This is a genomic window from Pantoea sp. BAV 3049 (assembly GCF_009765445.1).
Taxonomy (GTDB): Bacteria; Pseudomonadota; Gammaproteobacteria; order Enterobacterales; family Enterobacteriaceae; genus Erwinia.
The window spans coordinates 816,901-843,272 of the sequence record NZ_WHOY01000031.1 but is presented as its reverse complement, the minus strand read 5'-3'; the positions used below and the strand labels follow the sequence as shown (position 1 = coordinate 843,272).

Here is a 26,372-nt window from a genome sequence, read left to right as displayed (position 1 = left end):
AAGCTCTACCGTAGATAAGTGCATTCATTAAAGTTACCTTTTACCCTGACTCAGGGAAGAGGTCAAGAGCAAGAACGGGTTGCAACTATTTAGCGTTAAGGGGAAGACAATGAGCCATGATGATTTTATTCGCGATCTCGTGAAGTGGATCGATACCCATATTGAAGGGAAGATGGATCTGGATACGGTAGCCAACCGCGCAGGTTATTCCAAATGGCATCTGCAGCGAATGTTTAAACAACACACCGGCTATGCGCTGGGTGAATACATTCGTGCCCGCCGCCTGAAAAAATCTGCTGAACGTCTCGCACGGGGTGCTGAGCCGATTCTTGACGTGGCAATCTCCTTCGGGTTTGATTCCCAGCAGTCATTTAACCGCAGCTTCAAGCGCCAGTTTGGTCAGTCTCCTGGCGCATGGCGTCGCCAGGTTCAGGTCAGCGCCTGTTCTTAACTCTCTCAATAGCGGGCGTTCCTGCCCGCTGTGAACTTTCTGCACCTGTCCCGTCACGGCAAATCTGCAAAAAATCCTTCCGGGAGTTGTATACTGTCTGAATTACAATGAGTTTTAATCAATCCAGACAGGAAACGTGATGGAAATACGGAAACTGAACAAGCAGGGGATGTGCGAGGCGGCCAGTTATTTACTGATTTTTCTTGCGCTGTTTTTAATTTTTCCTTTGCGGCTGCTGCCCTGTTTTCTGGCAGGCTTTATTGTTTACGAAACCATCCTGGCACTGACGCCGTGGGTGGAAAGGCTGGTAAAAGGGCCGCTGGCTCGCTGGATCATTATCTTCTTCCTGACGGTAGTGGTGCTGCTGGCGCTGGTACTCGGCATCACCAAGCTGATCGGTTTCCTGCTGCATGATTTTCAAAACCCGGCGGCTTTCCACGCGGCGGCCAGCAAGCTGCTGGAAGATGCACAGCGCACGCTTTCCCCGGTGGTCACTCGTTACCTGCCTGCGGATATTGATGAGCTGCAACATCAGGTCATCACATGGCTTCGGGAGCATCTGGTGGTGGTGCAGACGTTTGGCCGTACCGCCGCGCACACTTTCGCGACTATGCTGATTGGTATGCTGCTGGGCGCTATCATTTCACTGCGGGTCAGCGGAACCGACAAGCAGGATGCGCCACTGAAGCATGCCCTTCTTGAACGCCTCAGCAGGCTGGCAGCCTCATTCCATAACGTGGTTTTCGCCCAAATCAAAGTCTCACTGGTTAATACAGTCCTGACCTGCGGCTTCCTGTTTGGTGTGCTGCCGCTGTTTGGGCTGCATTTCCCGTTTGCCAAAACGGTGGTGGTGCTGACCTTTATCGCCGGGCTGCTGCCGATTATTGGCAATTTGATTTCCAATACGGTGATCGTGCTGATTGGGCTGTCAATTTCGCTGGAAGCGGCGCTGATTGCGCTGATCTTCCTGATACTGGTGCATAAACTTGAGTACTTTATCAACGCCCGGATATTCGGTACCCGTATCAACGCCAAAACCTGGGAGATCCTGCTGGCAATGTTGGTCTTCGAATCGGCCTTTGGCCTGGCCGGAGTGGTGGCCGCGCCGGTTTATTATGCTTATCTGAAAAGTGAGCTGCGCCATGCCAGTCTGATCTGACCCGCCTGACTGGCCCTGGACAAACCTGAATCGAGCAGGTTATTGATACCGCGCGTAATGCTCAGGTGCAGTTCAAAATTCTGGTTCAGGAGTGGAAAAACACCTTGCTGCGTGGCGGCCAGAATCAACAGACTTTCGACAAGTTTAAAACCGCATTTGTGGAAAGGAGCCATAAAACGCAGGAACTGCTGGGTACGCTGATCGCCTCGATGCCTGCGCTGGGCATGGATAATACAGAAGCGATCAAAACCCGACAGCTGCACGCGGAACTTGAGCAGCGCTACCTCGCAGCTTTACAGGAATATCACCAGGGCGATGCCACCAGTCCACAACGAGTGGATCATCTGGTGACCGGAATTGACCGTCTGCCGACCAGCATGATTGATCAGGTGGTGAGCAGCGTGCTGGCTCACACCGTGCAGATGCATGAAAAGATTGAAGCTGCTAACCTCGCAGCGTATCAGCATACCCGTCTGCTGTTGGCGATCTCGATGCTGATTGCGCTGATCACCGGCAGCACCATTACCTGGTGGCTGGTACGCAGCATCACCCGTCCGCTTGCCCAGGCAGTTAAAATCGCACAGACGGTTGCGGCTGGCGATCTGCAGGCAAATATTGTGGTCAGGGGCCGCGATGAAACCGCGTTGCTGATGGCCGCGTTAAAAGAGATGAATGGCAACCTGACCCGCATCGTCTCTGATGTGCGTGAAGGCACTGAGACCATCGCCACGGCATCGGCGCAGATTGCTCACGGCAGTCAGGATCTCTCCGCACGCAACGAGGCTCAGGCCAGCGCTCTGGAGGAAACTGCTGCCTCAATGGAAGAGCTGACTTCGGTCGTGAAGAAAAATGCTGACAATGCCAGGCATGCCAGCGATATCGCCCTGACCGCAACTTCAGCGGCGCAGCAGGGGGGAACAGTGGTGGAGGAAGTGGTGCAGACGATGGGCGAAATTCACCATTTTTCTCATCAAATCAGCAATATTATCAGCGTGATCGACGGCATTGCTTTCCAGACCAATATTCTGGCGCTCAACGCTGCGGTTGAAGCGGCAAGGGCTGGTTCGGAAGGGCGCGGATTTGCAGTCGTGGCTGCTGAAGTGCGGGCGCTTTCCCAGCGCTCTGCGGCTGCAGCCAGAGACATTAAAACGCTGATAGACAGCTCTGTCACCCGCATTAATGCCGGAAACGCGCTGGTGGCACGCGCCGGGGAAGCGATGGAAAATATCGTTGAAAACGTGCAGCGCGTCAGTTCGCTGGTGGCAGAAATATCACTGGCCAGCGGGGAGCAGAGCGTGGGAATTGACCAGGTTAATCTGGCAGTCACGCAGATGGATTCCGCCACGCAGCAGAATGCCTCGCTTTCGCAGGAGTCAACGGTTGCAGCCCAGTCGCTGCAGGCTCAGGCGGAGAACCTTCTGCTCAGCGTCAGCGTGTTCAAAGTGGCGCCGAATATGTGACCCTGTAACTTTTTGGGCGTTTCCTGCATTTACCGTTCCTGTTACGGTATACACCTGTGCCTTGCACCACGGACGGTGCATCTCAGTCAGCGATTTCTCTCATCCACGCTTCAACAGAAGCCCGTATTTTGTTTTTTATTACCTAACCAGCTCTTTACGCTGTGCGACTTCGACTTTATGGTAAAGAAAAAATTATCGGGAACTCAGTGACTCATGCCTGAACTTCTGTCCACTCTGCTGCACCAAATCCTGCTCTCGATGCCATTATTTATCCTGATTGCCCTGGGCTGGGGACTGGTTCGCTGGCGCAAATGGCCGGACAGCATCAGCGAAGCGTTGAACCGCGTGGTATTCAAACTCGCGCTGCCTGCCATGCTGTTCAGGTTGATGTGTGATTTCAGTAAAGGTCCGCCGGTGGATGCCCGCCTGCTGTTCGCCTTTTTTGGCAGTTGCCTGATTGTCTTTGTGCTGGGCAGGGTGATTGCCAGCCGCGTCTTTCAGCTGGACGGCGTTTCCGGTTCGGTTTTTGCTCTTGGCGGTATTTTCTCCAACAATGTGATGCTCGGCCTGCCGATTGCCACGGTGATGCTGGGCGAAAAGGCCATTCCGTCCGTTGCGCTGGTGCTGGTGTTTAATGGACTGATTTTATGGACGCTGGCGACAGTCTCTGTTGAATGGTTCCGTCACGGTGCGCTGAACATTAAAGGCTTTGGCAGGACCGCCGTCAGCGTGCTGAAGAATCCACTGATTATTGCCATTCTCTCCGGCACGTTATTCAGCCTGACAGGTCTGGCTCTGCCGCTGATGATCGATCAACCGATCAGTATGCTCGGCACTATAGCCGTGCCGCTGGCGCTGGTTGCGCTGGGAATGAGCCTGGCAGCCTATCAGATGAAAGACGGGCTGAAGGAGAGCTATGCCATCTGCCTGTTGAAACTGATCGTGCAGCCGCTGGTGATCTGGGCGCTGGCCTGGCTGATTGGTCTGCCACCGCTGGAGAGTAAAGTGGTGGTATTGCTGGGATCAATGTCGGTGGGCATCAACGTTTACCTGATGTCGCAGCAGTTTAATGCGCTGACCGGACCGGCTGCCACCAGTATGCTGCTTTCGACCATTTTCTCGGCGGTCACCACGCCGGTGCTGCTACTGATGATGGATATGGTCTGAGCTCGTGTCGTCTCTTCTGCTCCATGAGTGAACTGCCCCGGTTGCTTAACCGTAAACAGTGGCGGGCTCTTGACGCGGCCCCGGTTTTACAGGAATTAGAGTGCAGTAAAGAATTTTCTGTATTAATGTGTACTGTAAACACATACAGTTGTGAGCGGAGACAAGTTGTCTGATGATAATCAAATACCGGAAGCGGTTTATGAAGTGATAGCTGCGGTTGTGGTCCGCCTTCTGAGGCCGGATCATTCCCTGACGCTTCATGAAATAATCCGTGCCCTGCATGCGATGGGTGAAACTGCCGGTAATAAGCAGAGCATACGTGATGCATGCGCCGAAGCAGTCAGAATTCTGGCCAGTCAATTACACTGACACAGCCTCAGCGGTTGGCAGTTTAATGACAAAGAACTGCCATTGACGAATATTCGGCAGAACCTGGAAAGTCAGCGGAGTCAGAACCCCTTGTCATCCGGCGTATGTCCCACTACGATTTCAAGTACATTGCGCAGCACGTCCAGCCTGATAACATCGGACGTGGTTTCCATTTCGCCAATAATCTGAAGAATAATCGCTTTCGTGGTTATCCTGTTTCCACTGATAACGATGTTCCGGATGGCCGCGTCAAGGGCGGCAATCTCTTCTTGAAAGTCATTTTCGTTGCGACGAAAGTAGCTGATGATTTCTGCTTCCGGTGTTACCCGGATCATCTGTTGCATGTCAGTTATCCTCCACGGGATAATGTCAGGCTGAAGGCCCCTGAAAATAATTCTCTGCCGTCATAAGTTTTCGGGCATCAGTGCTTCCCGCTGTGGTGGGAATCCACCGAAACCGGTAACGTCGGGGCATCCGTTGCTGAAACAAATTCAGTCTGAACCTCGATCATCAGTGCGCTTAATGCCTGAAGACGTTCCGGGTCAGTCTCATTTACCGCCATTTCCTGAAGGCACCGGAGCAGCATTGCGCCGCTGAATAGACTGCTTTTACTGAGCAGTCGGACCACCGCCTCACCCAGAACCGTTTCTGTTAACTTTTCGTGTCTGTTTCTGTTCATACCTTCTTCCCACTGACTTATGACAGGAGTAAGGAATGGGATTTTCATTAAATCTGAACGCACCGCCTGGAGGGTGTAAGGTTAAGGCTCGTCCGGCAGGTGTGAGCATCAGCCTCCCGGCTCAAACAGCATTCCAATGAGGGTCTGATAATGCTGCTGCTCTTCACCGGTCGTGGCCAGTTCCAGGTGTTTCAGCAGCCTGATGCAAATCGCCTTTCTGTTGAGATGTTTTCCTGCCTGAAGAATTTCCACAACAATTTTCCCCAGGGTCTCCTGCTGGGAGGGGTGCGCAGTTTTGCTGAAATAACGGGCGATTTCACTGGCAGCTGCTGCCGGGGAGCCGGTGTGATGCATTTAAGGCCTCTCATTATGCGGTCGATGTAATCACAATGTAATGAGGGATAAACTTATACAAAAAAACAATACTTGTACAGAATAATGTTAATCAACTGCATTGTGTACAGAGGTTATTCGTTTAAAACGGCGTTAACCTGCGCATGGGCGGGGTGAAAAGGGCACGGGCGAAAAAAAGTGCGTATCTGAGCTGAAGGAGTTGTGTTGCAGAGGAGGGTGTCATCCCTGACATAAGTCTCCGGCCGGCGCGCCCGGAGGCGCGTCCGATAAAAAGGTTATCTTTCATCGTCGTTTTCCGGCCGGAGCCGGACCACGTCTCCACTGTGCTTTCCTTCAATTCCCTCATCATTTCCCGCCAGCCAGTAATGCGTGGCCCGGGTTCTCTGACCCGGCTGTCTGAAGCTCCTGAGCCCGTTAATGGCGTCGGATATCTGCATAAGCCGAAGGTCGCTGGTTTCATTTTCGGCAAGCAGTCTGAGCTGTGCAAGGAGTGTATCGACACTGATGTCTTTATCACTCAGGGCAAGACTCAGAGCGGCTTCACCGATAATGTTGTGACCTGATTCATCGTCGTGAAAAAACACGGAATATCCTCCTTAAACGAACGGGTGATAACCTCGGTGTTAATTTTAGACGAAAAACGCCGGGGAATCAGAAACATATTTAACATCAGGTCAGAAAGAGGTGATTGATTCTAATCAGATAACCGTTGATTCAGACGAACCAGGAATCATGAAGGGTGATAAGAAATAGACGCTAATTCTGTTGCCAGGTTAAAATCCGGCGATGAACAAAAAACTGATTGTTGCGGTGATTTTTGCCATTGTGGCCACCGCCACCGGATTGCGACACCCGGCAAAAGAATCCTCACATTCGCAGGAGGCTGGCAGCAGTCACGCCAGCCAGTCGGCCAGCAATGCCCCCAGTCCACGAGTAACCAATGCTGCGGACGACAATCGCTCCGGCAGTGCAAACAACCGCGATATCAGCGTACTGACTCAGCAACAGCGGGTGGCGGATTATCTTCATCAGCACCAGCGTCTGCCTGACTATTATCTGCGAAAAAGTGAGGCCAGAAAACTCGGCTGGGATCCTTCACGCGGCAATCTCTGTGATGCTTTGCCCGGTCGGGCGATTGGTGGCGATCGCTTCTCTAACCGGGAAAAAGTACTGCCTGAAAGTCAGGGGCGTCGCTGGTTTGAAGCGGATGTAAACTACCAGTGTGGCCGTCGCGGCAGCGACAGGATGCTCTACTCCAGTGACGGAATGATCTACGTCACCCGCGACCACTATCGCCACGTGGAAAAGGTGTACTGAAATGAAAATGGTCAGCTTTGATTTTCATACTATCGCTAATGTTGACGAATTCTACCGGCAGTTCGTGGTTAAATTCGCCATTGAGATGCAATTTGGTGCCAATCTTGATGCGCTGTGGGATGCCCTGACGGGGATGATTGATCTGCCCGCCCGCATCACGTTGCGGCATCTGGCTGAGCATAAAGATGCCGCGCAATTTGACGCTATTATTGCCGTCATGCGGGAAGCCGAAGAGGAAACCGCCGGGAATTTCAGTCTGCGATTACGTTAATGACCCTCCCTTTAATCGTTACCGCAGAATCTACCGCCTCTGTCACTGATTTCTGGCTGAATGCAGTGAATAATCAGCCAACCTGCTTCAGAATCGCAGCAAGTTGGTTACGATGCTCGCTGTCAATTTCACGGGCGGCGGAGTAACCGGCATTCTGCATAATCATTTCGTTCAGCCCGACCAGCCAGTCATAGATGTAGTAGGCGGCGTGGTTATTAGGCTTCAGCGCCAGGCGGGTCAGACGCTGGCCCGGCCCCAGGCTGGCGGTCTGCGTTTCCGGCTTGGCGAAAATGCGCTGTCCCCGGTTGATTTTACTCTCCGGACGCTGGGCTTCCGGCACGTGCTGAAAGCCCAGCCAGGCAACAAAGTCGCCCAGTACGCTCAGCGCACGGGAAACCTGACGATCGGCAATCATCTCGGCAGGTGCGCCCGGTGCTTCGTTATCGGTGAGCATTTTCACTAACGCCGCTTCCGTATCCAGTCGAATACTGGCAGTCACCAGCTCTTCAGTCAGCATCTCCAGCGTCGGTTTACTGACGCCCAGAAGTTCGAGCAACGCGCCCTGATCGGGTAGTTGACGCAGCACGTTAATCCAGTGGCGGTACACCTGCTGTGCAAATTCCGCTTCCGGTACTTCTTCCTTCGCGTCTTCTTCCGGGGTGAGCAGGCCGGAGATCGGTTCATTGCTCAGCAGATCGATGCTCATGCCAATGCCAAACGGATCGTCTTCGGTCAGGGCAAACGCCTCGGTCACTGGCCGTTCGCCCCGATTCTGGCGCTGCAGGAAGAGATGGCGCAACGTCTCACGGGCCGGCAATAACCGCTCCAGCAGCTCGCCATGCACACCCGTTCTGGCCTGCAGGGTTTTCAGCAACGTTTCGGCAATGCGCAGACGCGCCTGCGGTTCCTCTTTTTCGGACGCCAGATACCAGCGGCCCAGCAGGTTTTCCGCCAGTTCGCGACGGACTTCGTTCTGCTGTTCCTGCAAACGTTCCAGCTTGGTTTCGCGGCGAACTTCGGTCGTCAGCCAGCCCGCCATGCGCTTCACGCCTTTATCGTCCATGGCCAGCATTGAACCCCAGGCATCGCCGGGATTTCCCACATAACGCTGCACGGCGGCATCATAATTCTGCCCACGGGTCACACGCTGGTCGAACGGCGTCAGCGCCCAGATCAGGCCAGGCTTGCGGCGACTGCGAACCTGACTGTTTTCACCCTGAGTCTGCTTCACCCAGTTATCCAGCACGCGACCAACGGTTCGGGTATCAGCCCGCTGGCTGGAAGCACTGCACACCATCAGCAGATTCACATCCTGGCGCTCGGCGGCGCGGGTCAGCAGGAAAGGGCGTTTGGCGATCAGGAAGGCCAGCGCCAGTTCGTGATCTTTATCGTCCGGCAGCACGGCAGGTTCTTCGAAGCCCGGGAAGTCTAGCAGATCGACCGTTTCAAACAGGTTTTCTTTCGGTGCGCAGTAGAGCGGCATCAGCACTTCACGGCTGAGCAACGTCAGCTCGGCCAGCGCCAGATTCACCGGCTGCAGGCCACGACCATTGTGTTGCGGCACCACCTGGATCACCCGATCGGAGGAAGCATTGAAGTAGCGCAGGCCATTGCTGTTCAGCACGCTTAGTGAAGCATCTTCCACTGCGGCCAGCGGCGCAAACACCTGCCGCGCCCCGGACACGTGATGCAGCACGTGAGCCAGCTGGCGATAGAGACCGGTCAGTTCGCGGTCTTCACCCCAGAGCAGTGAAAAGAGGCGGGCACGATCGTCAACCCCCAGCATCGGGGCCAGTTCAACGGCCAGCGGCCAGAAATGGGTCTCCAGCGCCTTACTGCAGCAAAGCTGCGCGGCAGCCAGCCGATCCCACAGAGCGACCACATCATTACGGGTCAGCCCTGCGGTTTCCTGCGGCTGGCGGTACATGGCGACGTTTTTCAGGCGTTCTGCTATCTGCTGCTCATCCAGCACCACCGTCTGTTCGCCGCAGCGTCTCGCCCAGACATCGGCAAGGATTGCGGCCAGCTCTTCTTCACTGAGCAGTGCCAGTTGAACCGGCCACTCGTTATCCACGCGCGCCTGCTGACCGCTGTAGCGGGTCACCATCGTGCCGGTTTGTTGCTGCGGGTTCAGCAGGTTATAGTCAAAATTCGCCCCGCCAAGGGCAATCTCCATCCGGCCTTTATCACTGGCAGCCAGCGCTGAGATCAGATAAGACTTTCCCGCCTGAGAGAGACCAAAGAAGCCGATCGCGCACTCTTTACCGCTGGCGACGGTAAGGTTGCTGGCTTTATTGCGCTGGCGGCGCAGCCTGACGCTGAGGCGGTCGGCTTCCATATTCAGGCGCGGTGAGGTTTCGCGGGCGCTTTCCAGCCAGGCAATCGACTGATCGATGCCTTTGGCCAGCGTATCCAGTTTTTTGCCGAACGTGGCCGACAACTGCTTGGGCGTCAACGGTTTCATTTCTTGTATACGCTCCCACTGTCAATCCAGTAATGGGTTAATCCCGATCCGCTGCTGGCTAAGGTATTCAGCTTCAGCCGCAGCTGTTCCAGCGGAACCCGCGTGCCATCATCCAGCGTGGCGTCGGCAATTTCAAACCGCTCCGGGCCAAATCCCCCGCTGGTTTTGGCAACTGCCAGTTTAATTTTCAGCACCTTATCTCCGGCCACGCTGCGCGCCAGCTGAGGATCGGCAATCGACAGCGTATAGAGCGGTGAGGCTGGCCAGCGGTCGTTATCCAGCTGACGGAAACCTAAGGTCAGCGAGCCGCGCACCTGGAAGCATTCTCGGGCGTCCAGAGCGAATTTCTCATCGTCCAGATCGATATCGGCATACCAGACGTTATCGCTGCTCAACGATCCGTTCCCGTCCAGCATCCCGAGATAGCGGATGGTGGAATAGGGCTGGAAGTCACCGGCTTTAAACCAGAAGTTGGCAAGCCGGAGATCCAGCGACAGCAGACACAGCATCGCCCCGACGGCAGCGGTGGATTTCGGATTCTCAATGCGCCCCTGTTTGTTAAAGGGATACCAGTCATTGGTATGATAACCGTCCAGCGAAAGAATGCGGCTGACCGGCAACGGCTGCAGATGGCGGAACAGCGCCTGCACGCCAGGGAAGCGCGACGGACGACCGGTCAGCAGCAGCACGTCACAGTCATATACGGCAACCACTTCAGACATCGAGCGCAGGCTGTGGGTGATGTTCATGCGCGACGACAGGAACTCAGCGTGCAGCTTGCTCAGCTTGACGATCAGCGGCACTCGCAGAATATCGAACTCTTCCGCTTCGTTCGGCAGCTCGCGCTGGATCTCACGGTTAATGTAGTCGAGCAGCTTCTGCGTCGGCGTTTGTGACAGCAGCTCCTCGAAGCGGGCATCGATTTCTGCGTTCAACTCCAGCGGGTCGAACTGCTCATAGGCTTCCAGGATCGCCTGACCAACCGGAATAAAAATCTGCAAAGTGACCTGCTGGCGCAGCGTGGAGTGACCATCGAGCCTTCCTTCATGCCCAAACAACCGGGCCATTACGCCTTCAGGATTGACCATACCAGCCTGTTTAAAAGCGGTCTGCAGCGCGGGCAAAACGTACAGCTGGATCACATCCAGAAGAATATCGTCACCTGCCAGCTTGAAGCCTTCGCGGAACAGCAGGCGAGGCATGATTTTCACGTTGTTACCAACGCCGTCATCCAGCCGGTACTGGGTAATCGCCAGGTCGGTGGTGCCGCCGCCAATATCAATTGAGGCGATGCGCAGGGTTTTACCCACTGGCTCATCGGCGGCACGGGCACGGTCCGGGCGGGCCATACTGACAAAGAATGCCTCAGCGCGACCGCCAAAATTCACCTGGGTTTCGTTGTAGAGATAGACCATCTGGCCGCAGGTCGCTTCGTCCCACTCCATCTGAACGTCCGGCACCGGCACGCGGCTTTTCGCTTTGTCCTTCGCGGTGGAAAAGTCGTCATCAGCCGGATGCCAGCCCATCGCTTTCCACACCAGGGCGATAGCTTCGATCATCCGGCGGCGGAAAATTTCACGCTCCGGCTTTGGCATCGCCGAAGGCAGCGTCAAAATAATATTGCGCAGCTGGCGTGGAGCGCTGCTGTGCAGCATTTTCTGGCGCTGGGCCGGGCTGTTCATCTGCATCAGCGCCTGCGCCAGCAGTTCAGAGAGCATAAAGCTCATGACAGAACTGCGGCTGTACTGTGGAGAAAAGACCGGCAGACGATCTTCCAGCGGCTGGTTGTACAGCGGCTGGCCCTCATCGTTGACCAGATTGGTCACCGGAGCTGCCGTTGCCAGCGGTTCCTGAGAAGCGTTGCCCGGCGTGCGGCTGAAACGCCAGCCCGGGGTGTAACTCTCTTCATCCCACAGATAACGACGTGGGCTGGAGATGCCGGTCGCCCCTTCGGTGCCCAGACGCTGCAGCGCAAGATGGCTGGCTTCACGGCCCACTCGGGTGATGGAAGGCCAGATAAAAGCGTCGTCACGGCCGCTTTCAACCGAGAAGTTTTGTTTGCCGAAGCTGGCCTGCGCAAACTCAACGCGGCTTTCAAATAGCTCGTTATACAGCTGATGTGGCTCACTAAGGTTACGCAGGTGCAGCTCATAGGTATGTTTGAGGCCATGGTGATCGTCAACATGATCTTCAACCATAATGCCGCAGGTGTGCGAGTTGCCGACATCGAGGATCAAATCCACCGGAACGGCGGGTTCTTGCAGTGTGGCGGCACTGATTTTCAGTTCCGGCAGGGAAAGCTGATTGCCCAGCATATGCAGGATATTCAGATAGTGCGCCTGATACTCAAATTCACGCAGGGCGGTGCGGATGTTAACCTGCGGCCGCTGCTCAATCTGGGAAGCCTGCTGACTGAACACTTCACGCAGCCAGCCGTCGATCCAGGTGTGATCCAGAAACTCGCCCAGCTCATCGCTGCGGTGTGCCAGCGCAAAACTGACGCCGTTTTTCACGTCGCTTTCATTCAGCGCCAGCGATTCATCTTCGCCTTCCACCCAGACGCGGGTTTCGAATGCCAGGCAGATGCGGTGGGTATTGCCGTTGACGTCTGGTTTTTCCAGTTCGAGGATCTGTACCCGCGCCCAGTTATCCGGCCCGCCGATAAAAGTCCGCGGCGGATTAAAGCGGAAATAGGGCAGCGGCAGCCAGATGCCGTTCAGCAGATCCAGCGACTGTTCCAGCGGAAAACTGAACTCCGGCTTGACCACTTCAGGCGTACTACCCACGCCAATCGGCAGCAGATATTTACCGCTCTGAGCATTAAAGTTAAGGCGCAGCAGCGGGCCGTTTGCGGTCTGCCGCACAAATTTCCCCGGCAGGTCTGCGTCCAGCTCAGGCGTCAGAGCAAAGTCGAGGAACTGAATGCCGCTGTTGTGGATCAGCGTCATATTCGGTTTAAAATCAGCGATCGTCGCCAGCATCATCATTTACTCTCGCGCTTCATCGTCATCGGTAACACCGTATTGGCATCGTACTGGCCGCTGCACTCTGCGGCACCGGTCGCCCCTTGCTTACAGACCAGCTCAGGCATCTGATAACGGGAGCCGTCGCTGCACTTCGCTTTGGTGCGGCTGTTGATCACCAGGTTGCCTGATTTCATCAGCCCGGCATACACATCCACACGGCAGCTGATCCCGTCGCCCTGGGTGATCTTCGCAATGCCCTGGCCGTTCTTCATCTGATAACGCAGGCTGGGTGGTTTGCCGGTCAGTGGATTTTTTCCGCCGACAATCACGCGCCAGTTACCGTTCAGGAATTTGGTTGAACCCAATTTCACTGCATCTGCTGGCATCACTAAATCGTCTTTCGCCGCCGGGACGGCAGGTATTTCCTCTACCGCAGCCGGAACTTCCGCTACAGGCGTTGGTGTCGGAGCGACTTCATGCTGGGGGGCGGCTACGCTGGCCGGTGCCAAAGGCAGAACCGGTTTTTCGATTGGCGCAGGAGATTCAGCCCTGGCCTCTGGTTTCACGTCAGGTTTAACGACCGGGGGGGCTTCTGCCTGGGTGTCGGCCGGTTTGCTTTGAAGTTTCACCTCAGCAGGTGCCTGAGCCGGGGAGGAGATATAGCCTTCAATTTGCACGCCGAAAGCGACCAGCAGCGCGGCTGCCGGGAGCATCCAGCCGTAACGGATCAGGTTGCTGCGAGTCTTTACCGAAGCGATTGCGGGCGGAGCAGGTGCCACAACGGGTTCCTGCACAACCGGTTCAGACTCGCTTTCAACCACTTTTGGCTCTGCCGGAATCACTGCCGGAGCCGGAGCGGCCACAACCGGAGCAGGCACAATCACCGGTGCAGCAGGGGCAACGGTGGCTGTCATCTTCGACAGGCTGAGCGGCGGAGTATTGTCTTCCTCCACCGTGCGCAGGCAGTCCAGCGCATCCTGACGGTATTTTTTATCCAGGCTGACAAAGCCCCAGAAGGTCAGAACCGGTTTACCACCAACCAGATAGACAAAGTTCTGATCGGGAAACTGCAGAGCTTTCGCCAGCAGCGCGCCGAACAGCTTCTGGCTGTTTTTTTCGGACTGCAGGGCACGCTGGCAGATGTCGGCTACAGCCTGCTGGCAGGCAACCAGCTGGTTCAGGGCGTGTGCGCGGGCGCTTTCGCTGGCGGCTGCCCAGGAGGTCACCTTACCGGAAATGGGTGAGTACCAGTCAAGCCGGTCACCGGCATCGTTGGGTTGGGGAATGGCCAGGCAGTCAGCGATTTGTTGCTGTTTTCTCAGGCGCAACGTTTCGCGCAACTGCAGGGCGGAAAGATAAACGGGCTGACCGTTCTCGCCGAGGGGCAGAACCGCATCCAAACTTCCGCTGCGTAAGAATGATTTTGCCACGCAAAAAAGACCTTCTAGTCAGATGTCAGGAGTGGAAAGACGTTTTAATTCAAATTTATCCTTACTGTAGTCGAGTGGACTTAAATCAAATGCGGAAATAAGAGGGTAAACCAGTGATTACTTTCGCAATGAGAATGGCAAAAGTCAGAAAAGCCTTCTTAATCAAGAAAAAAACGGCGAATGTTACACCGCCGTTAAAGTTTAGCAGAACGAACCGGTTCGCCTCAGCAAACGCGATTTTATCCCCTGCCAGCAGAGGGTTCAGACTGGGCTCATCGAAGTCTCCTGCAGCGTGGCGTACAGTTTGTCCCGGTCGTGCCACTCTTCGACTTTCTGCTGACCGATCAGCAAAAAACGGTTGCAGCTGGCTGCCAATATCAATAGCGCCAGCCAGGAATCTCCGGCGTGGTGGACCGTAATCAGCAACTGGCCGCACTGGCGCAGAAAAACATTTCTGCCAACCTGACGCGAACAGACCTGGGGGTGACGCTGGTGCGGGAAGCGGGCGAGGCGATCGTAGATATTCAGAACAACTCAGCACAGGTGGTGGAAGCCATCGGCAACGTCACCCAGCGTCTGGCGGACTGACAGCTGCAGGTTTGCTGGAGCAGGGATTGTTACTCTGATGTTCGGCACCAGCAGCAGTATACCGGCCGGTTTCTGCGTAGATTCGTTGGACCTTTTCAACGATCCCGTTCAGCACCGGGCAGGCTCCGGGTTTCCACAAGGCGACCATCGGGTGGAGTAAACCCTGCTGGCCAAGTTCAGTGGCATACTGGCGGATATGTGGCCATTCCCCGGCAGCAAAATGGGTGGGCAAAAATGCCCATCCCTGGCCTGAACTCAGCAGCCTCTGAAGTAGCGAAATTTCACTCACCGTGCGGATGTTGTCAGCAATCTGCAGGCGTTGCTTCATAGACTCGGGCAGATGATGGAAGGGCAGCAACTGAGGACAGGACGCCAGAGTAAACAGAGAGACAGGCTTGCTGCCGGTAAAAAAGTCTGCCGCCGCAAATACGGCCAGTTCAATACTGCCAATTGCACGCCACTTAAATTTGTCACTGATTGAGCGGTTTAAAGCCTGACATATTGCCAGCTCCGCCAGACCTTCTTCCGCCGCCTCGCGCTCCATCAGCAATAAATCCAGCTTGAAACCCTGAAGATGCAACTCCGTAGCCAGTGCGGTCAGAAAATCCCGGGGCGTGAAAGGGTCATAGCAGAGGGTGAGTTTCTGTCCCAGTTGCTGAGGGATATCAGTAATAGCCAGGCTGAACGCCTCGGCTTCCTGCAAAAACAATCGCGCCTGGCGATACAGGCGCTGTCCTTCCTCAGTCAGCTGCAGCGGTCGGGTGCGGCGATCAAATAGCGGATAGCCCATATCCACCTCCAGATACTCCAGCAGTTCGCGGACGGTGGTGCGATCCTTTTTCAGCCGCTTCGCTGCCCGGGTAATGTTACCCGCCTCACAAACACAGGCGAAGGCCTCAATCTGTGCCAGGGTGAAACGAATTTGCGTCATATGAATTCCTGTCCTTGCGGGGGTTTTTCCCCCGGTAAGCTACTTATCCGCGCGGCCCGGTGAGGGGTATTGTCTGCGGGTAATGACCACCGGGATAACCTATTAAGGATAACATCATGAAAAACCTCAAACCAGGCGCCTGCCTGCTGGCTGCCTGTCTGGGCCTGACCTTCCAGTCTCAGGCCGCTGAACCGCACACTGCTTGTGGCGCCCCTCAACTCAGCACCTGCCCGCAGCCAGTGGATAAAAACCTGCCGGACGTGAAAGATATGCTCACCTGGAATCAACAGGATCGGGTGGTTGGTTTCCGCAATGATTTCCGTTCCTATCCGGGCGATGTGTTCAGACACGGAAAATCTACCCCGCTGACCTATGCCAGCCGCGATCTCTCTTCGGCTGTCTATCGCATTCACGGCCAGCAGTATCATCTGCAGGATTATGTCAGGCGGAACAATGTCACCGGCATGATGGTGATTAAAGACGGTAAGGTGGCGTGGGAATATTTCGGCGAGGGCAACAACAAAACCACCTTATGGACATCACGATCGGTCGGTAAATCAGTGGTTTCCACGCTTGTCGGCATTGCGCTGAAAGAGGGAGTAATCGCCTCTCTTGATGACAAAGTGGTGAAGTACAATCCTGAGGTTCGCGGTACTGCCTGGCAGGATGTAACCCTGCGGCAGCTCCTGCAACACACTTCCGGCGTGAGCTGGGATGAGAACTATCAGGATCCGAAGTCAGACTTTGCCAGGCTGACCCAGTGTGAGGCCGGGAAGGAGACTTATGACTGCGTTCGTCAGCTGATTATCACTCCGCAGCGCAAAGCTTACGCCAGGCCGGGAAAAGTCTGGTCATACTCTTCCGGAGGAGCCTGGCTGCTGGGTGATACGCTGGAGAAAGCGACCGGTATGCCGCTGGCTCAGTACCTGCAGGAAAAAATCTGGCAGCCTTACGGCATGGCCAATGATGGCGTGTGGCACAGCTATCAACAGGGGCAACATGATGTTGGCGCGCACGGTTTTAATGCCACGCTGGAGGACTGGGGGCGTTTTGGCCTGTTTGTGCTGAATAATGGACAACTGCCGGATGGCAAAAAGCTGTTACCTGACAATTGGGTGAAGGAGGCTGGTCGCTGGAATCAGGCAAAAAACTCTGTTTCCGCCGCGCATCCGGAAGGAACCTATGGTTTTGAATGGTGGAACAACAGCGTACCGGCCAATGCCGGAGACGTGGCCCCGAAAGAAGGGCTGTTACAACAGGACACGCTATGGGCGCTGGGGATCTTCGGACAGGTGATTGTCGTCAATCAGAAAGAGGATCTGGTGATTGTACAGTGGTCGGCCTGGCCGAAAGCTGAACCCTCCTTCAGTGCTCAGCCGCTGGAAGCGTCGCTGATGTTTAATGCTATCGCGAATACCCTGCAGAATAATTAAGGTCGCAACGTTGGCGCCTTAAATTGCCTCAACTCTGCTCACGCCTGTTTACGGTGTGGGCAGCCTTTAACCAAAGTGGGGGAAAATCCCGCGACATTTTACAGCTTGCAACATAACACTGCGGTTATGCCTCATCCTGCTCCCCAGGCAGGGGAACGACTTTGCTACACTCCTTCATGACTGTTAACCGGAACTGAGGTAAAGAATGAAAATTAAAAGTTACGCCGCGATGCAGGCCGGTCAGGCTCTTGAACTGTATGAGTACGATGCTGCAGATCTGACGGCAGAAGAAGTCGAAGTTGAGGTCGAGTACTGCGGCGTCTGCCATTCTGATTTATCGATGATCGACAATGAGTGGGGCATCTCCCGCTATCCGACCATTGCCGGGCATGAAGTTATCGGTCGCGTTTCCGCCCTGGGCGAAGCGGCAAAAACGAAAGGGCTCTCTGTGGGACAGCGTGTGGGCATTGGCTGGACGGCAAAAAGCTGCCAGCACTGCGATGCCTGCATCAATGGCGAACAGGTGAACTGTGAAGAAGGCAGCATCCCGACCATTCTTAACAACGGGGGCTTTGCCGAGAAGCTGCGTGCGGACTGGCAGTGGGTGATCCCGCTGCCGGAGAAACTGGATGCGGCGAGTGCGGGTCCGTTGCTGTGCGGCGGTATCACGGTGTTTAAACCGCTGCTGATGAGCAACATCACCGCAACCAGCCGCGTTGGCGTGATCGGCATTGGCGGACTTGGCCATATCGCCATCAAACTTCTGCGTTCGATGGGTGCCGAAGTAGTGGCGTTCAGTTCCTCGCCGGATAAGAAGCAGTCTATCCTCGATATGGGAGCCGATGAAGTGGTGAACAGCCGCGATCCGGAAGCGCTGAAAAAGCTGGCAGGGCGGTTTGACCTGATCCTCAGCACCGTGGCGGTGGATCTGGACTGGAAACCTTACTTCGACGCGCTGGCACCAAAAGGCAAGTTCCACACCGTGGGCGCGGTGATGAAGCCTTTCCAGGTTTCAGCTTTTGACCTGATTATGGGCGATAAGGCCGTCACCGGCTCTTCTACCGGTTCGCCGGGGCAACTGCGTTCGCTGCTGAGACTGGCTTCACGTGCCGATATTGCACCAAAAGTTGAATTCTTCCCGATGTCGAAAATCAACGACGCGCTGGATCACGTTCGCGCCGGTAAAGCAAATTACCGTGTGGTGCTGAAAGCCGATTTCTGATTTTCACATGTTTTTACAGGATCCAACATGGCAGATCATGTTTCGAAAGACCCTTTGCATGGCGTAACGCTGGAAGCCATCGTAAACGCATTAGTGGCCCACTATGGTTGGGCGGAGCTGGCAAAACGCATCAACATTAATTGCTTCAGGAGCGATCCCAGCGTTAAATCCAGCCTCAAGTTTCTGCGCCGGACGCCCTGGGCGCGCAAAGAGGTGGAAGATCTGTATATAGCTACGCAAAAATAATTAAGCAACGCCACGGGCAACAGGAGACTCTGCCCGTGGCGTTTTCAGTTTTAGCGCGTATCCCCGACGTGCTTATGCACTATCCCAGAAGTCCGTTCATCCGGAATACGTTCTACCCTGCCGATGAGGAAAGTAAAGGAGACAATGCTAAGCGCCACTACTGCAGCGATATACACCAGGCAAGGGGCGAAGCCGTAATATTGCGACAGATAACCGACCACGATTGGCACGGAAACGCCGCCCAGTGCGCCAAAGAGATTAAAGCAGCCGCCGCTCATGCCAATTAAATGCACGGGAGCAATGGACGACACCAGGGACCAGGCTTGAGAAGCAAAGCCATTACCAAAGAAGGCCAGTGCCAGTAAGCCAACGATTACATTGATATTTGTGGTGTAGTTCGCGCCAACAATGGTCATTGACAGCATTAACCCAATTAAAATGGGCGTCTTGCGGGATACGCCGATCGACAGGCCGGACTTCGCCATTTTATCGGCCAGAAAGCCGCCGCCAATCACTCCCAGAAATCCGGCAATAAACGGGATGGAGGTCATCAGGCCGGTGGTGGCTAAATCAATATCCCGGCCTTTACTGAGATAGGTTGGGAACCAGGTGAGGAAGAACCACACGGTAGTTGCCAGCGCAAACTGCACGATATAGACCCCCAGCAGCTTCGGATGGAGCACCAGCTTCCACTCCTTACGGGTTAGTTTACGACGTGACGCTGAATTTTTATCCGTTGCTGTTTCACCATCGGTAATGGCTCCGCCTTTAATAATATGCTGCCGTTCGGCCTCATTGACTTTTTTATCCTGATGAACGCTTTTATATTTCACCAGCCAGAACAGCGACCAGAGAATACCCACGCCACCGGTGATAATAAAGACCCAGTGCCAGCTTAATACATGCTGAACCCAGATCAGAACCGGTGTAAAAAAGGCCAGACCAACATATTGTCCGGACGTATAGATAGCAATTGCCCCGGCTCTTTCCTGCTCGGGGAACCAGCTACTGATCACCTTATTATTGGTTGGAAAAGAGGGCGCCTCAAACATACCTGTAATGGCCCTCAGACCCAGAAGCGCAGCGAAACCATTGGCAAAACCCTGCAATAAAGTGGCAACAGACCAGCCCAGAATGGCGATAAAATAGGTGACTTTAGATCCCATTAAATCGAGGAAGCGTCCGCCAGGCAGCTGAAAAAGAGCATAAGTCCAGCCAAAGGCGGAAAATATATACCCCATTTGCACCGCCGATAATCCGAATTCTTTTTCAATTTCGGACGAAGCAATAGCCAGGTTAGCACGATCGATATAATTTATGATCACCGTAATTAAAAGCATAAAGGCGATCAGATACCTGCGTCGACCAGGACGCGCAGCTGAAGTCGGGGCCATAATAGATTCCCTGATAGTGAGTCAGAATGGCAGGCTGACGCCTGCCCTGATTGTCATTAGAGTACAAAATGACTATCTTGTACTACAATACTGATCACAAAAACTACAATTTGTCATTTTTAAGTGTAATGAAGCAGACAACCCCTTTTCCCGCGCTGCACGGCGGTAAAGGGTGCTGCGCGCTACGCCCAGCGCATGTGCTGTTTTGCTGATATTGCCGTAAAACGCTGCGGATATTAGCTAAAAACATCAGTAAAAATCAGTTTTAAGTCTGTCTGAGCGGACGAATTAAGGATCGCAATGATTAGATTTGCGCAAGAGGGGAATAATATGAATTGCTAATGGAAAATTGAGGCCGATCGGCTGATTTATCTGTGTTGGTTAGTATGCCTGTTCCACGAGAAAATTCTCGGGTAGGGCGGAGAACAGAAGGGTGGATTGTGATCGATCTGGCGCTCTGACCATTAAAAAGCCTCTTCACGGGAAGAGGCTTCTGTTTGTTATTTACTTCGTTAACTGTGCCTGAGCTTCGCGGAGTTCTTCGCGGGCTTCTTCAAGTTTACGCTGCTGTTTGGAAATTTTCTGCTGATCGCCTTTGGTCTGTGCCTCGGCCAGATCTTCCTCGCGTTCTCGCACCTTCAGCGTTTTCTCATTCACCTTCTCCTGTCGCTGCTTCTCCAGCCCGCTTTCGGTGCAGTGATCGTTAACTTCCGACAGCGCCTGCTCCAGACCGGCAACGCGATGAGTATTGCCCTGCTGCTGTGCCCACTGGATCTGCTGCTCAATTTCCTGCTTTTTCGCCAGGCAACCGGTAGCCGCGCTTGCCTGAGTGGCAAACAGTGACAGACCCAGCACCCCGAAGGCAGTTTTCAACAATGTATTTTTCATAATGTCCCTATAGCTCCATGAATGTTGCTGAACATTATAGCGACTTTTCTTAAGAACATCTTAACGGCATGACCAATGCTTGATCTTTCCCGAAATTTTGGCAACATGAAAAACTTATTGATAAGAAATGTTTATAAAAGGATGCGTGTGGTGCTGAAACTAAACCAGCTTGAATTGCTCGACCTCAATATGCAGCAGAACCAGATTGTCAGGCAGAAAATTGCCTTTAGTTTTCATAATGTCCACTTCTCTGTAATCTATATTGCGGACACTTTTCCCCATCAATTACTGTTTGGTTGTGTGGCGCATAATATCTTCTTTGTGCTGGACGTTAACCGTAATTATGAAATCGACACGTATTTGGGTCCCCATTATCAAACGCTGATTAACGCGCTTGGATTCAACAATGGCAAAGGTAATGCCTTAAAATCCAATGATTTTTTTTCCCAGTTTGATCGCAGAATTCCACTCACCGCACACATCAACAATAATCCTACCCTGGCTGAAATTGCGGCCCTGAGCAGGGACGTGGAAGAACCGGACAAAATCTATTTTGTGGGCTGGCTAACGCATGATGGGGTACATTACAATGTCAGCGCGACCAACCTGCAAAAAACCTTACGTCTTTGTGGCCCGACAGCCCATGCACTTTGTCAGCAACTTAACATCAGCAGCCGCTGGAGCGATATTGGCGCACTTCAAAAAACGTTGACCACACCGGGCACATAACCTGCCGGTGGCACGTCACCTGTAAGTCATCAAAAAGTCATTTTTTACAATGGATACGCGAGATTACAGAGTTCACTGACTTTTAAACAAAAATCGTTGTCCTACTGTTTTATCCCTCTGATTGCGGATTCGTGATGGTCAGGAATACCCCTGTTCTGTTGATTGAAGATGATCTCCGGCTGGCACAGATGCTTGTGCCTTACCTCACGCAGCATGGCCTGAGCGTGATGCATGCCAGCAGTGCGCAGGAAGCTTATGCCGCCCTGAATGGCAATTCGTTTGCATTGATATTGCTGGACCTGATGCTGAACGATGCCGACGGTCTGGATGTTTGCCGCTATATCAGGACGGTCTGCACTGACGATCCGGCGATCATTATGGTCACCGGTCGGGGCGAACCTACCGACCGGATTATTGGTCTGGAACTGGGAGCGGATGATTATATGCCCAAGCCGTTCGAGCCGAGGGAATTACTGGCGCGTATCAGGGCTATTTTGCGGCGCGTGCTGAAGGCCACCCGTCCGAATGTGGAGCCACCAATCCGTTCCGGGGCGCTGGAAATCAATCCTGCGGCCCGTACCGTCACCCTCGGCCAGCAATCCTGCGCGCTAACTTCAATGCAGTTCGATTTGCTACTGACGCTGGCACGTAATGCCGGGCGGGTGATGAACCGCGAGCAATTGTGGCAGGCTTTACGGGGTGAATCCTATGAGAGTTTTGACCGGGCGATTGACGTGCATATTGGCCGCATCCGCCAGGCGATAGAGGAAGATCCGCGCGTGCCGACCAGGATCATCACGGTCAGAGGCATCGGCTATGTCTTTTCTCGTCTGCCGCTGTAGCAGAGGATACGATGCGTAAACTGACCGATACCCCGATGTACCAGCAGATATTTTTCGCTGTGACCGCTGCCATCAGCATTGTGGTTATCTCGACCATTGCCATCTGGCTGTGGGTGGACGATGACCACCGTCATCTGAAGGCGTTTGCTGCTTTCACGTCAATGATGGAAGAGACGCTTCCGCCAGCAGACAGCTCCCGTGCTGTTCAGTCTGCGGCTATCGATAGCTGGATGCAGCGCACCCACACTCGCTTTACTCTTTTTGACGGCCAGGGACACTTACTCAGCCGTCAGCTCAGCCCGCCCACGCCTTATCCCCGGAACATCATAAAGGGAGGGTTCTTTGACGACGGGTTCGCCACCCGTTTTGTCTGGCAGCTGGCCGACAAAAGGCTGCTGGTGGTGCAGTTCAGTGACGATCGTGCCAGCCGTCCCTGGCTGTTTATTGGTTTGTTAATGTCGCTGGCCTGTGCCGTGGCGCTGGCCGCCTGGCCGGTTATCCGCAGACTCACGGCTCGCCTGGAAACTTTGCAGCTCAGCGTAGAGTCGCTGGGAAAAGGGGATTTATCCTCTCGCGTCCCCGTTTCCGGGGATGATGAAGTCGGGCGTCTGGCGGCCAGCTTTAACCGTTCGGCCAGCCAGCTGGAAACGCTGGTCAGCGCGCAAAAAAACATGCTGGCAAGAGCTTCCCATGAGTTACGTTCGCCGCTGGCGCGTATTCAGATGGCGTCGGCTCTGCTGGCTACGGAAGCTTCACCGGTGCGCCACGAGCTGGAACGCAGTGTAGCCGAGCTTGATGAACTGGTGGAGGAAATCCTGACCATGAGCAGGCTTGAGACGGCTCAGGCCGCCAATAATCGCCATTTTCAGCCTGCGGACATCACCGCAATCGCTGCTGAGGAGTGTGCCAGGGCGCAGATCGAACTTGAAGCGGATCATGTTATTGCACAGGTTGATGCAACGCTGATCCGCCGCCTGATGCGCAATCTGCTGGAGAATGCGCTGAAGCACGGCGCGTTACCGGTGACAGCCAGCCTGCGTCTGGCTTCTGATGCTGAATTTATCTTTGAGGTCTGTGACCGCGGCCCCGGCATTCCTGCAGACGAAGCCGCGCGCATTTTTGAACCCTTCTATCGGATGACGAACAGGGATCCGTTACCTGCGGGCAGTGGTCTGGGACTCGCGCTGGTCAGGGCGGTCGCTGAGCATCATGCCGGGCAGGTTTTCGTGCATAACCGACAGCATGGCGGAGCCAGGTTCAGCGTACAAATCCCTGTAGAACCGGTTGGGTAAGCCATAAAATGCTGCGTTCAGTTACATAACTTTACCGGAGGTAAAAAGCCGGTTTACAGAAGGCTGTTTTAATCAGTCACCTGAAACGGTTATTAGCTAACTGAAGGATACGCGGCAATGCGTTTTGCGGTGACAACACTTTTTTCGTGCATGTTGGTAGCCTTTACGGCCAGTGCTGACGGGGCACCAGATAAATTCAGCGGATTTATCGGCGGGGGGATCGGCGTTAAACCTGATTACCTGGGATCGGATCACAGCAAGCTCACTTTTATCCCGGCGGTAAAAGTGGATTACGGTCCATTTTTTGTCGGTGGCGTGGATACCCTCACCGCGCTGGGCTGGAAATTTTACGACTCGCAACACTGGCAATTCTCGCTGGGTGCCGGTGCCGATCTCTCTCCGCGTCAGGAGTCAGACAATGACCGCCTGCGCGGAATGGGGGATATTGACGTATCGCCTCATGCTTTTCTGGCAGGAAGTTATAAAAATGCTTTTTCCCGCAGCGGGATGATCCTGACTCAGGATATCGGCGGCAATCAGCAGGGGCTAAAACTTTATGCTTACAGCCACCTCGACTGGCAGCTCAGCGAAGACAGTCGGATTTTCTTCGGGCCACGGCTGAGCTGGGGAAATGCGGATTATATGCAAACCCAGTTCGGCGTTAGTGCAGAACAGTCATCACGTAGTGGGTTACAGCGCTACGAAGCCGGTGCCGGGCTGCAGGATATCGGTCTGGAACTGGGGATTGATTACCAAATCAGCCCGTCGTGGATGGCCGGTTTCCGGGCGACCGCTCTGCATCTGGAAGACGAGGCTGCGGATAGCCCGGTGGTGCAGGATAATAACCAGCTGCGTTACGGCCTGTTCTTTGCCTGGAAATTCTGACAAGGGTTCAGCAGCCACTGAATGCTGTCTTCACCAGGCCACCACTTCTCCCTGATAGTCCAGATAGTGCAGGCCGGTGCGGCCTTCGTAGTCGGCGATAGTGTTAATCAGCGAAGGAATGCTTTCGCCGATGGTCAGCCTGGCCTGCGGTCCACCCATGTCGGTTTGTACCCAACCAGGTGCCATCAGCAGCAAGGTTTTACTGCCCTCGCGGTGGCGAGCCGCAAAGCTGCGCATAAACATATTCAGGGCTGCTTTGCTGCCGCGATAGACCTCATAATTGCCGTTAGTGTTATTGGTCAGGCTACCCTGGCCGGAAGACATCACGCCAATGGTGCCGGTGGGAAGTACGAGATCCTGAAACTTCTCGATTACCCGCAGCGGGCTAAGCGCGTTGGTGACCATCACCCGGATAAATTCTTCTGTCGACACGTCGGCTATGGTTTCGCGGTCATCATTTTTAACCCCTGCGTTGACGAAGAGCAGATCAACTTTGCGGTCTGCCAGGCGGGTGTGCAGCGTGTCAACCTGCTCCGGCAGCGTAATGTCGACCGCTTCCACTTCCAGCAGGGCGGGAAATTTCTCCGCCAGCGTCAGCAGGTGCTGCCGGGAAGCTTCACGCGCCGTGGCGATCACTTTCCAGCCGCGCTGCAGGTACTCTTCCACCATGGCGAAACCAAGCCCACGTGATGCGCCGATCAGTAATACGGTTTTATTCATTATGCTGTTCCTCTGGGTAAGTCATCAGGGGACGGGCAGTGACTGCATTCCCGTCGATACCGGTAACTGTACGCCGGGTGGAGACAGGGCGGAAGACGCAGCAGTTGCACATATAACCTGCACCGGACGCCTTGTCATGCTCTTTCCCGGCGGTTTATGATGGGGCATGACTGAACCTGACCTGAATCTCCTTATCGCGCTGGACGCATTGCTGGCTGAAGGCAGCGTGGCCGGGGCTGCACGCCGTTTGCGGCTGAGCGCTTCGGCTATGAGCCGCACTCTGGGACGCCTGCGGGCAACAACCGGCGATCCTTTACTGGTGCGTGCCGGGCGAAATATGGTGCTGACGCCCTATGCAGAAGAGATCCGCCAGCGAACGCAGAGCGCCCTGTATGAGGCCCGCAGCCTGCTCAGCCCTTCAGCGGCGGAGCTGGATTTAGCCACGCTCGAACGCACATTTACCCTGCGTACCAATGACGGTTTTGTTGAGGCTTTGGGCACGGCATTGATTACCGCTGCAGCAAAGGTCGCGCCGAATGTCCGTTTGCGCTTTACGCCAAAACATGAGAAATCGTCAAAACATCTGCGTGAAGGGCTGGTGGATCTGGAGATCGGCGTGCCGGGCGAGATGGGGCCGGAAGTGCGTTTACAGGCGCTGTTTCGCGACTATTTTGTGGGCGTTGTCCGCAAAGGACATCCTCTTGAGTCACTGGCTGAGATTACCGCCAGCGATTATGCAGCCTGTAGCCATGTGGTGGCTTCCCGCCGGGGAAATATGTGCGGACCTGTTGACGATGCGCTGGCTGAACTGGGGCTGAAGAGAAAGATTGCTGCGGCAGTGCAGAGTTTCCCGGCCGCTTTGACGGTGGCACACTCTTCCGATCTGGTCGCGTTGGTTCCTGCATCGCTGCTAATCAACCAGCCGGTGGAGGGGAGAAGCAAGCCAAATCCTACCCTGTTCGCCTTTGCGCTGCCGGTCAAAACCAGCGGAATAACCATTTCGCAGATGTGGCATCCCCGTGCCGAGGTGGAACCAGCCCATCGCTGGTTACGACAGCTGGTACTGGCCGTCTGTCGCCAGCAGGTACCTGAAACACTCAGTACACGGTAATCAG

General features: G+C 54.6%; 26 protein-coding genes and 2 pseudogenes. 16 read left to right on the top strand and 12 right to left on the bottom strand.

Annotated elements, in window-relative coordinates; translation table 11 throughout:
• Nucleotides 1–109 precede the first annotated feature (109 nt).
• The 5 genes and pseudogenes from GSQ70_RS04780 (at nucleotide 110) to GSQ70_RS04760 (ending at nucleotide 4,606) form a co-directional block, all read left to right on the top strand.
• The gene (locus GSQ70_RS04780) at nucleotides 110–451 is read left to right on the top strand and encodes a helix-turn-helix domain-containing protein (RefSeq protein WP_158781491.1); all 342 of its coding nucleotides are present in this window, start codon (nucleotides 110–112) and stop codon (nucleotides 449–451) included.
• A 139-nt stretch (nucleotides 452–590) separates the two neighbouring features.
• A complete protein-coding gene (locus GSQ70_RS04775; protein ID WP_158781490.1) occupies nucleotides 591–1,610 on the top strand; it encodes an AI-2E family transporter in 1,020 nt (339 codons plus the stop codon).
• A gap of 29 nt (nucleotides 1,611–1,639) precedes the next feature.
• Nucleotides 1,640–3,070: pseudogene (locus GSQ70_RS04770) on the top strand (methyl-accepting chemotaxis protein); the annotation flags it as partial.
• Between the two features lie 213 nt (nucleotides 3,071–3,283).
• The gene (locus GSQ70_RS04765; RefSeq protein WP_158781489.1) at nucleotides 3,284–4,237 is read left to right on the top strand and encodes an AEC family transporter; all 954 of its coding nucleotides are present in this window, start codon (nucleotides 3,284–3,286) and stop codon (nucleotides 4,235–4,237) included.
• Nucleotides 4,238–4,402: 165 nt separating this feature from the next.
• Nucleotides 4,403–4,606: a hypothetical protein gene (locus GSQ70_RS04760; protein WP_158781488.1), complete on the top strand. Its 204-nt coding sequence runs from the start codon at nucleotides 4,403–4,405 to the stop codon at nucleotides 4,604–4,606.
• 80 nt (nucleotides 4,607–4,686) lie between these two features.
• Here the strand turns inward: GSQ70_RS04760 and GSQ70_RS04755 are convergent, their stop codons facing one another.
• The 3 genes from GSQ70_RS04755 to GSQ70_RS04745 form a co-directional block, all read right to left on the bottom strand.
• A complete protein-coding gene (locus GSQ70_RS04755) occupies nucleotides 4,687–4,950 on the bottom strand; it encodes a biofilm development regulator YmgB/AriR family protein (RefSeq protein ID WP_233268250.1) in 264 nt (87 codons plus the stop codon).
• A 443-nt stretch (nucleotides 4,951–5,393) separates the two neighbouring features.
• Nucleotides 5,394–5,639 (bottom strand): regulatory protein YcgZ, encoded by a 246-nt coding sequence (gene ycgZ, locus GSQ70_RS04750; protein WP_158781487.1) that lies wholly within the window; start codon nucleotides 5,637–5,639, stop codon nucleotides 5,394–5,396.
• A 275-nt stretch (nucleotides 5,640–5,914) separates the two neighbouring features.
• Nucleotides 5,915–6,223, bottom strand: coding sequence for a hypothetical protein (locus GSQ70_RS04745; protein ID WP_158781486.1), 309 nt, complete (start codon nucleotides 6,221–6,223; stop codon nucleotides 5,915–5,917).
• A gap of 202 nt (nucleotides 6,224–6,425) precedes the next feature.
• Between GSQ70_RS04745 and GSQ70_RS04740 the strand changes: the two genes are divergently transcribed.
• Nucleotides 6,426–6,956, top strand: coding sequence for a ribonuclease domain-containing protein (locus GSQ70_RS04740; protein WP_158781485.1), 531 nt, complete (start codon nucleotides 6,426–6,428; stop codon nucleotides 6,954–6,956).
• A 1-nt stretch (nucleotide 6,957) separates the two neighbouring features.
• A complete protein-coding gene (locus GSQ70_RS04735; protein WP_158781484.1) occupies nucleotides 6,958–7,227 on the top strand; it encodes a barstar family protein in 270 nt (89 codons plus the stop codon).
• Nucleotides 7,228–7,300: 73 nt separating this feature from the next.
• Here GSQ70_RS04735 and GSQ70_RS04730 read toward each other — a convergent pair whose 3' ends face one another.
• The 4 genes from GSQ70_RS04730 to GSQ70_RS25925 form a co-directional block, all read right to left on the bottom strand.
• A complete protein-coding gene (locus GSQ70_RS04730) occupies nucleotides 7,301–9,691 on the bottom strand; it encodes a virulence factor SrfC family protein (RefSeq protein WP_158781483.1) in 2,391 nt (796 codons plus the stop codon).
• Complete coding sequence (locus tag GSQ70_RS04725; RefSeq protein ID WP_158785216.1) at nucleotides 9,688–12,672, bottom strand: virulence factor SrfB; 2,985 nt, start codon at nucleotides 12,670–12,672, stop codon at nucleotides 9,688–9,690. The genes GSQ70_RS04730 and GSQ70_RS04725 overlap by 4 nt, the downstream gene beginning before the upstream one ends.
• A 2-nt stretch (nucleotides 12,673–12,674) precedes the next feature.
• The gene (locus tag GSQ70_RS04720) at nucleotides 12,675–14,087 is read right to left on the bottom strand and encodes an SrfA family protein (protein WP_158781482.1); all 1,413 of its coding nucleotides are present in this window, start codon (nucleotides 14,085–14,087) and stop codon (nucleotides 12,675–12,677) included.
• 85 nt (nucleotides 14,088–14,172) lie between these two features.
• Nucleotides 14,173–14,409 (bottom strand): hypothetical protein, encoded by a 237-nt coding sequence (locus tag GSQ70_RS25925; protein WP_158781481.1) that lies wholly within the window; start codon nucleotides 14,407–14,409, stop codon nucleotides 14,173–14,175.
• Nucleotides 14,410–14,492: 83 nt separating this feature from the next.
• Here GSQ70_RS25925 and GSQ70_RS04710 point away from each other — a divergent pair, with 83 nt between their 5' ends.
• Complete coding sequence (locus GSQ70_RS04710) at nucleotides 14,493–14,675, top strand: hypothetical protein (protein ID WP_158781480.1); 183 nt, start codon at nucleotides 14,493–14,495, stop codon at nucleotides 14,673–14,675.
• On the opposite strand, the gene GSQ70_RS04705 is transcribed toward GSQ70_RS04710, so the two are convergent.
• Nucleotides 14,653–15,606, bottom strand: coding sequence for a LysR family transcriptional regulator (locus GSQ70_RS04705; RefSeq protein WP_158781479.1), 954 nt, complete (start codon nucleotides 15,604–15,606; stop codon nucleotides 14,653–14,655). The genes GSQ70_RS04710 and GSQ70_RS04705 overlap by 23 nt on opposite strands.
• A 116-nt stretch (nucleotides 15,607–15,722) precedes the next feature.
• On the opposite strand from GSQ70_RS04705, the gene GSQ70_RS04700 reads away from it, so the two are divergent.
• From GSQ70_RS04700 to GSQ70_RS04690, 3 genes are all read left to right on the top strand, one after another.
• Nucleotides 15,723–17,039 carry a serine hydrolase gene (locus GSQ70_RS04700; RefSeq protein ID WP_158781478.1) on the top strand — a complete coding sequence of 439 codons (1,317 nt, stop codon included), beginning with the start codon at nucleotides 15,723–15,725 and terminating at the stop codon, nucleotides 17,037–17,039.
• 205 nt (nucleotides 17,040–17,244) lie between these two features.
• Entirely contained in the window at nucleotides 17,245–18,261 is a 1,017-nt protein-coding gene (locus tag GSQ70_RS04695) for an NAD(P)-dependent alcohol dehydrogenase (protein WP_158781477.1), read from the top strand.
• Nucleotides 18,262–18,288: 27 nt separating this feature from the next.
• Nucleotides 18,289–18,507: a VF530 family DNA-binding protein gene (locus GSQ70_RS04690; protein WP_158781476.1), complete on the top strand. Its 219-nt coding sequence runs from the start codon at nucleotides 18,289–18,291 to the stop codon at nucleotides 18,505–18,507.
• 50 nt (nucleotides 18,508–18,557) lie between these two features.
• On the opposite strand, the gene GSQ70_RS04685 is transcribed toward GSQ70_RS04690, so the two are convergent.
• The 3 genes and pseudogenes from GSQ70_RS04685 to GSQ70_RS04675 form a co-directional block, all read right to left on the bottom strand.
• Nucleotides 18,558–19,901: an MFS transporter gene (locus tag GSQ70_RS04685; protein ID WP_158781475.1), complete on the bottom strand. Its 1,344-nt coding sequence runs from the start codon at nucleotides 19,899–19,901 to the stop codon at nucleotides 18,558–18,560.
• Nucleotides 19,902–20,045: 144 nt separating this feature from the next.
• Nucleotides 20,046–20,126: pseudogene (locus GSQ70_RS26330) on the bottom strand (helix-turn-helix domain-containing protein); the annotation flags it as partial.
• Between the two features lie 279 nt (nucleotides 20,127–20,405).
• Nucleotides 20,406–20,789, bottom strand: coding sequence for a DUF1090 domain-containing protein (locus tag GSQ70_RS04675; RefSeq protein ID WP_158781474.1), 384 nt, complete (start codon nucleotides 20,787–20,789; stop codon nucleotides 20,406–20,408).
• Nucleotides 20,790–20,864: 75 nt separating this feature from the next.
• Here GSQ70_RS04675 and GSQ70_RS04670 point away from each other — a divergent pair, with 75 nt between their 5' ends.
• The 4 genes from GSQ70_RS04670 (at nucleotide 20,865) to GSQ70_RS04655 (ending at nucleotide 24,537) form a co-directional block, all read left to right on the top strand.
• On the top strand, nucleotides 20,865–21,518 hold the full coding sequence (locus GSQ70_RS04670; protein ID WP_158781473.1) for a DUF6037 family protein: 654 nt from the start codon (nucleotides 20,865–20,867) through the stop codon (nucleotides 21,516–21,518).
• 134 nt (nucleotides 21,519–21,652) lie between these two features.
• On the top strand, nucleotides 21,653–22,360 hold the full coding sequence (locus GSQ70_RS04665; protein ID WP_158781472.1) for a response regulator: 708 nt from the start codon (nucleotides 21,653–21,655) through the stop codon (nucleotides 22,358–22,360).
• A gap of 11 nt (nucleotides 22,361–22,371) precedes the next feature.
• Nucleotides 22,372–23,652, top strand: coding sequence for a HAMP domain-containing sensor histidine kinase (locus tag GSQ70_RS04660; protein WP_158781471.1), 1,281 nt, complete (start codon nucleotides 22,372–22,374; stop codon nucleotides 23,650–23,652).
• 117 nt (nucleotides 23,653–23,769) lie between these two features.
• Nucleotides 23,770–24,537 (top strand): MipA/OmpV family protein, encoded by a 768-nt coding sequence (locus tag GSQ70_RS04655; protein ID WP_158781470.1) that lies wholly within the window; start codon nucleotides 23,770–23,772, stop codon nucleotides 24,535–24,537.
• A 30-nt stretch (nucleotides 24,538–24,567) separates the two neighbouring features.
• Here GSQ70_RS04655 and GSQ70_RS04650 read toward each other — a convergent pair whose 3' ends face one another.
• Nucleotides 24,568–25,257, bottom strand: coding sequence for an SDR family NAD(P)-dependent oxidoreductase (locus GSQ70_RS04650; RefSeq protein WP_158781469.1), 690 nt, complete (start codon nucleotides 25,255–25,257; stop codon nucleotides 24,568–24,570).
• 166 nt (nucleotides 25,258–25,423) lie between these two features.
• On the opposite strand from GSQ70_RS04650, the gene GSQ70_RS04645 reads away from it, so the two are divergent.
• Nucleotides 25,424–26,368: a LysR family transcriptional regulator gene (locus tag GSQ70_RS04645; RefSeq protein WP_158781468.1), complete on the top strand. Its 945-nt coding sequence runs from the start codon at nucleotides 25,424–25,426 to the stop codon at nucleotides 26,366–26,368.
• Nucleotides 26,369–26,372 lie beyond the last annotated feature (4 nt).

Bases quoted from the DNA above. Each gene is read 5' to 3' on its own strand.
- GSQ70_RS04705 (WP_158781479.1), bottom strand. From the start codon at position 15,606: ATGACGCAAATTCGTTTCACCCTGGCACAGATTGAGGCCTTCGCCTGT.
- GSQ70_RS04645 (WP_158781468.1), top strand. From the start codon at position 25,424: ATGACTGAACCTGACCTGAATCTCCTTATCGCGCTGGACGCATTGCTG.
- GSQ70_RS04730 (WP_158781483.1), bottom strand. From the start codon at position 9,691: ATGAAACCGTTGACGCCCAAGCAGTTGTCGGCCACGTTCGGCAAAAAA.
- GSQ70_RS04665 (WP_158781472.1), top strand. From the start codon at position 21,653: ATGGTCAGGAATACCCCTGTTCTGTTGATTGAAGATGATCTCCGGCTG.
- GSQ70_RS04675 (WP_158781474.1), bottom strand. From the start codon at position 20,789: ATGAAAAATACATTGTTGAAAACTGCCTTCGGGGTGCTGGGTCTGTCA.
- GSQ70_RS04755 (WP_233268250.1), bottom strand. From the start codon at position 4,950: ATGCAACAGATGATCCGGGTAACACCGGAAGCAGAAATCATCAGCTAC.
- GSQ70_RS04650 (WP_158781469.1), bottom strand. From the start codon at position 25,257: ATGAATAAAACCGTATTACTGATCGGCGCATCACGTGGGCTTGGTTTC.
- GSQ70_RS04660 (WP_158781471.1), top strand. From the start codon at position 22,372: ATGCGTAAACTGACCGATACCCCGATGTACCAGCAGATATTTTTCGCT.
- GSQ70_RS04695 (WP_158781477.1), top strand. From the start codon at position 17,245: ATGAAAATTAAAAGTTACGCCGCGATGCAGGCCGGTCAGGCTCTTGAA.
- GSQ70_RS04685 (WP_158781475.1), bottom strand. From the start codon at position 19,901: ATGGCCCCGACTTCAGCTGCGCGTCCTGGTCGACGCAGGTATCTGATC.
- GSQ70_RS04725 (WP_158785216.1), bottom strand. From the start codon at position 12,672: ATGCTGGCGACGATCGCTGATTTTAAACCGAATATGACGCTGATCCAC.
- GSQ70_RS04690 (WP_158781476.1), top strand. From the start codon at position 18,289: ATGGCAGATCATGTTTCGAAAGACCCTTTGCATGGCGTAACGCTGGAA.
- GSQ70_RS04775 (WP_158781490.1), top strand. From the start codon at position 591: ATGGAAATACGGAAACTGAACAAGCAGGGGATGTGCGAGGCGGCCAGT.
- GSQ70_RS04765 (WP_158781489.1), top strand. From the start codon at position 3,284: ATGCCTGAACTTCTGTCCACTCTGCTGCACCAAATCCTGCTCTCGATG.
- GSQ70_RS04670 (WP_158781473.1), top strand. From the start codon at position 20,865: ATGCTTGATCTTTCCCGAAATTTTGGCAACATGAAAAACTTATTGATA.
- GSQ70_RS04735 (WP_158781484.1), top strand. From the start codon at position 6,958: ATGAAAATGGTCAGCTTTGATTTTCATACTATCGCTAATGTTGACGAA.
- GSQ70_RS04780 (WP_158781491.1), top strand. From the start codon at position 110: ATGAGCCATGATGATTTTATTCGCGATCTCGTGAAGTGGATCGATACC.
- GSQ70_RS04655 (WP_158781470.1), top strand. From the start codon at position 23,770: ATGCGTTTTGCGGTGACAACACTTTTTTCGTGCATGTTGGTAGCCTTT.
- GSQ70_RS04740 (WP_158781485.1), top strand. From the start codon at position 6,426: ATGAACAAAAAACTGATTGTTGCGGTGATTTTTGCCATTGTGGCCACC.
- GSQ70_RS04700 (WP_158781478.1), top strand. From the start codon at position 15,723: ATGAAAAACCTCAAACCAGGCGCCTGCCTGCTGGCTGCCTGTCTGGGC.
- ycgZ (WP_158781487.1), bottom strand. From the start codon at position 5,639: ATGCATCACACCGGCTCCCCGGCAGCAGCTGCCAGTGAAATCGCCCGT.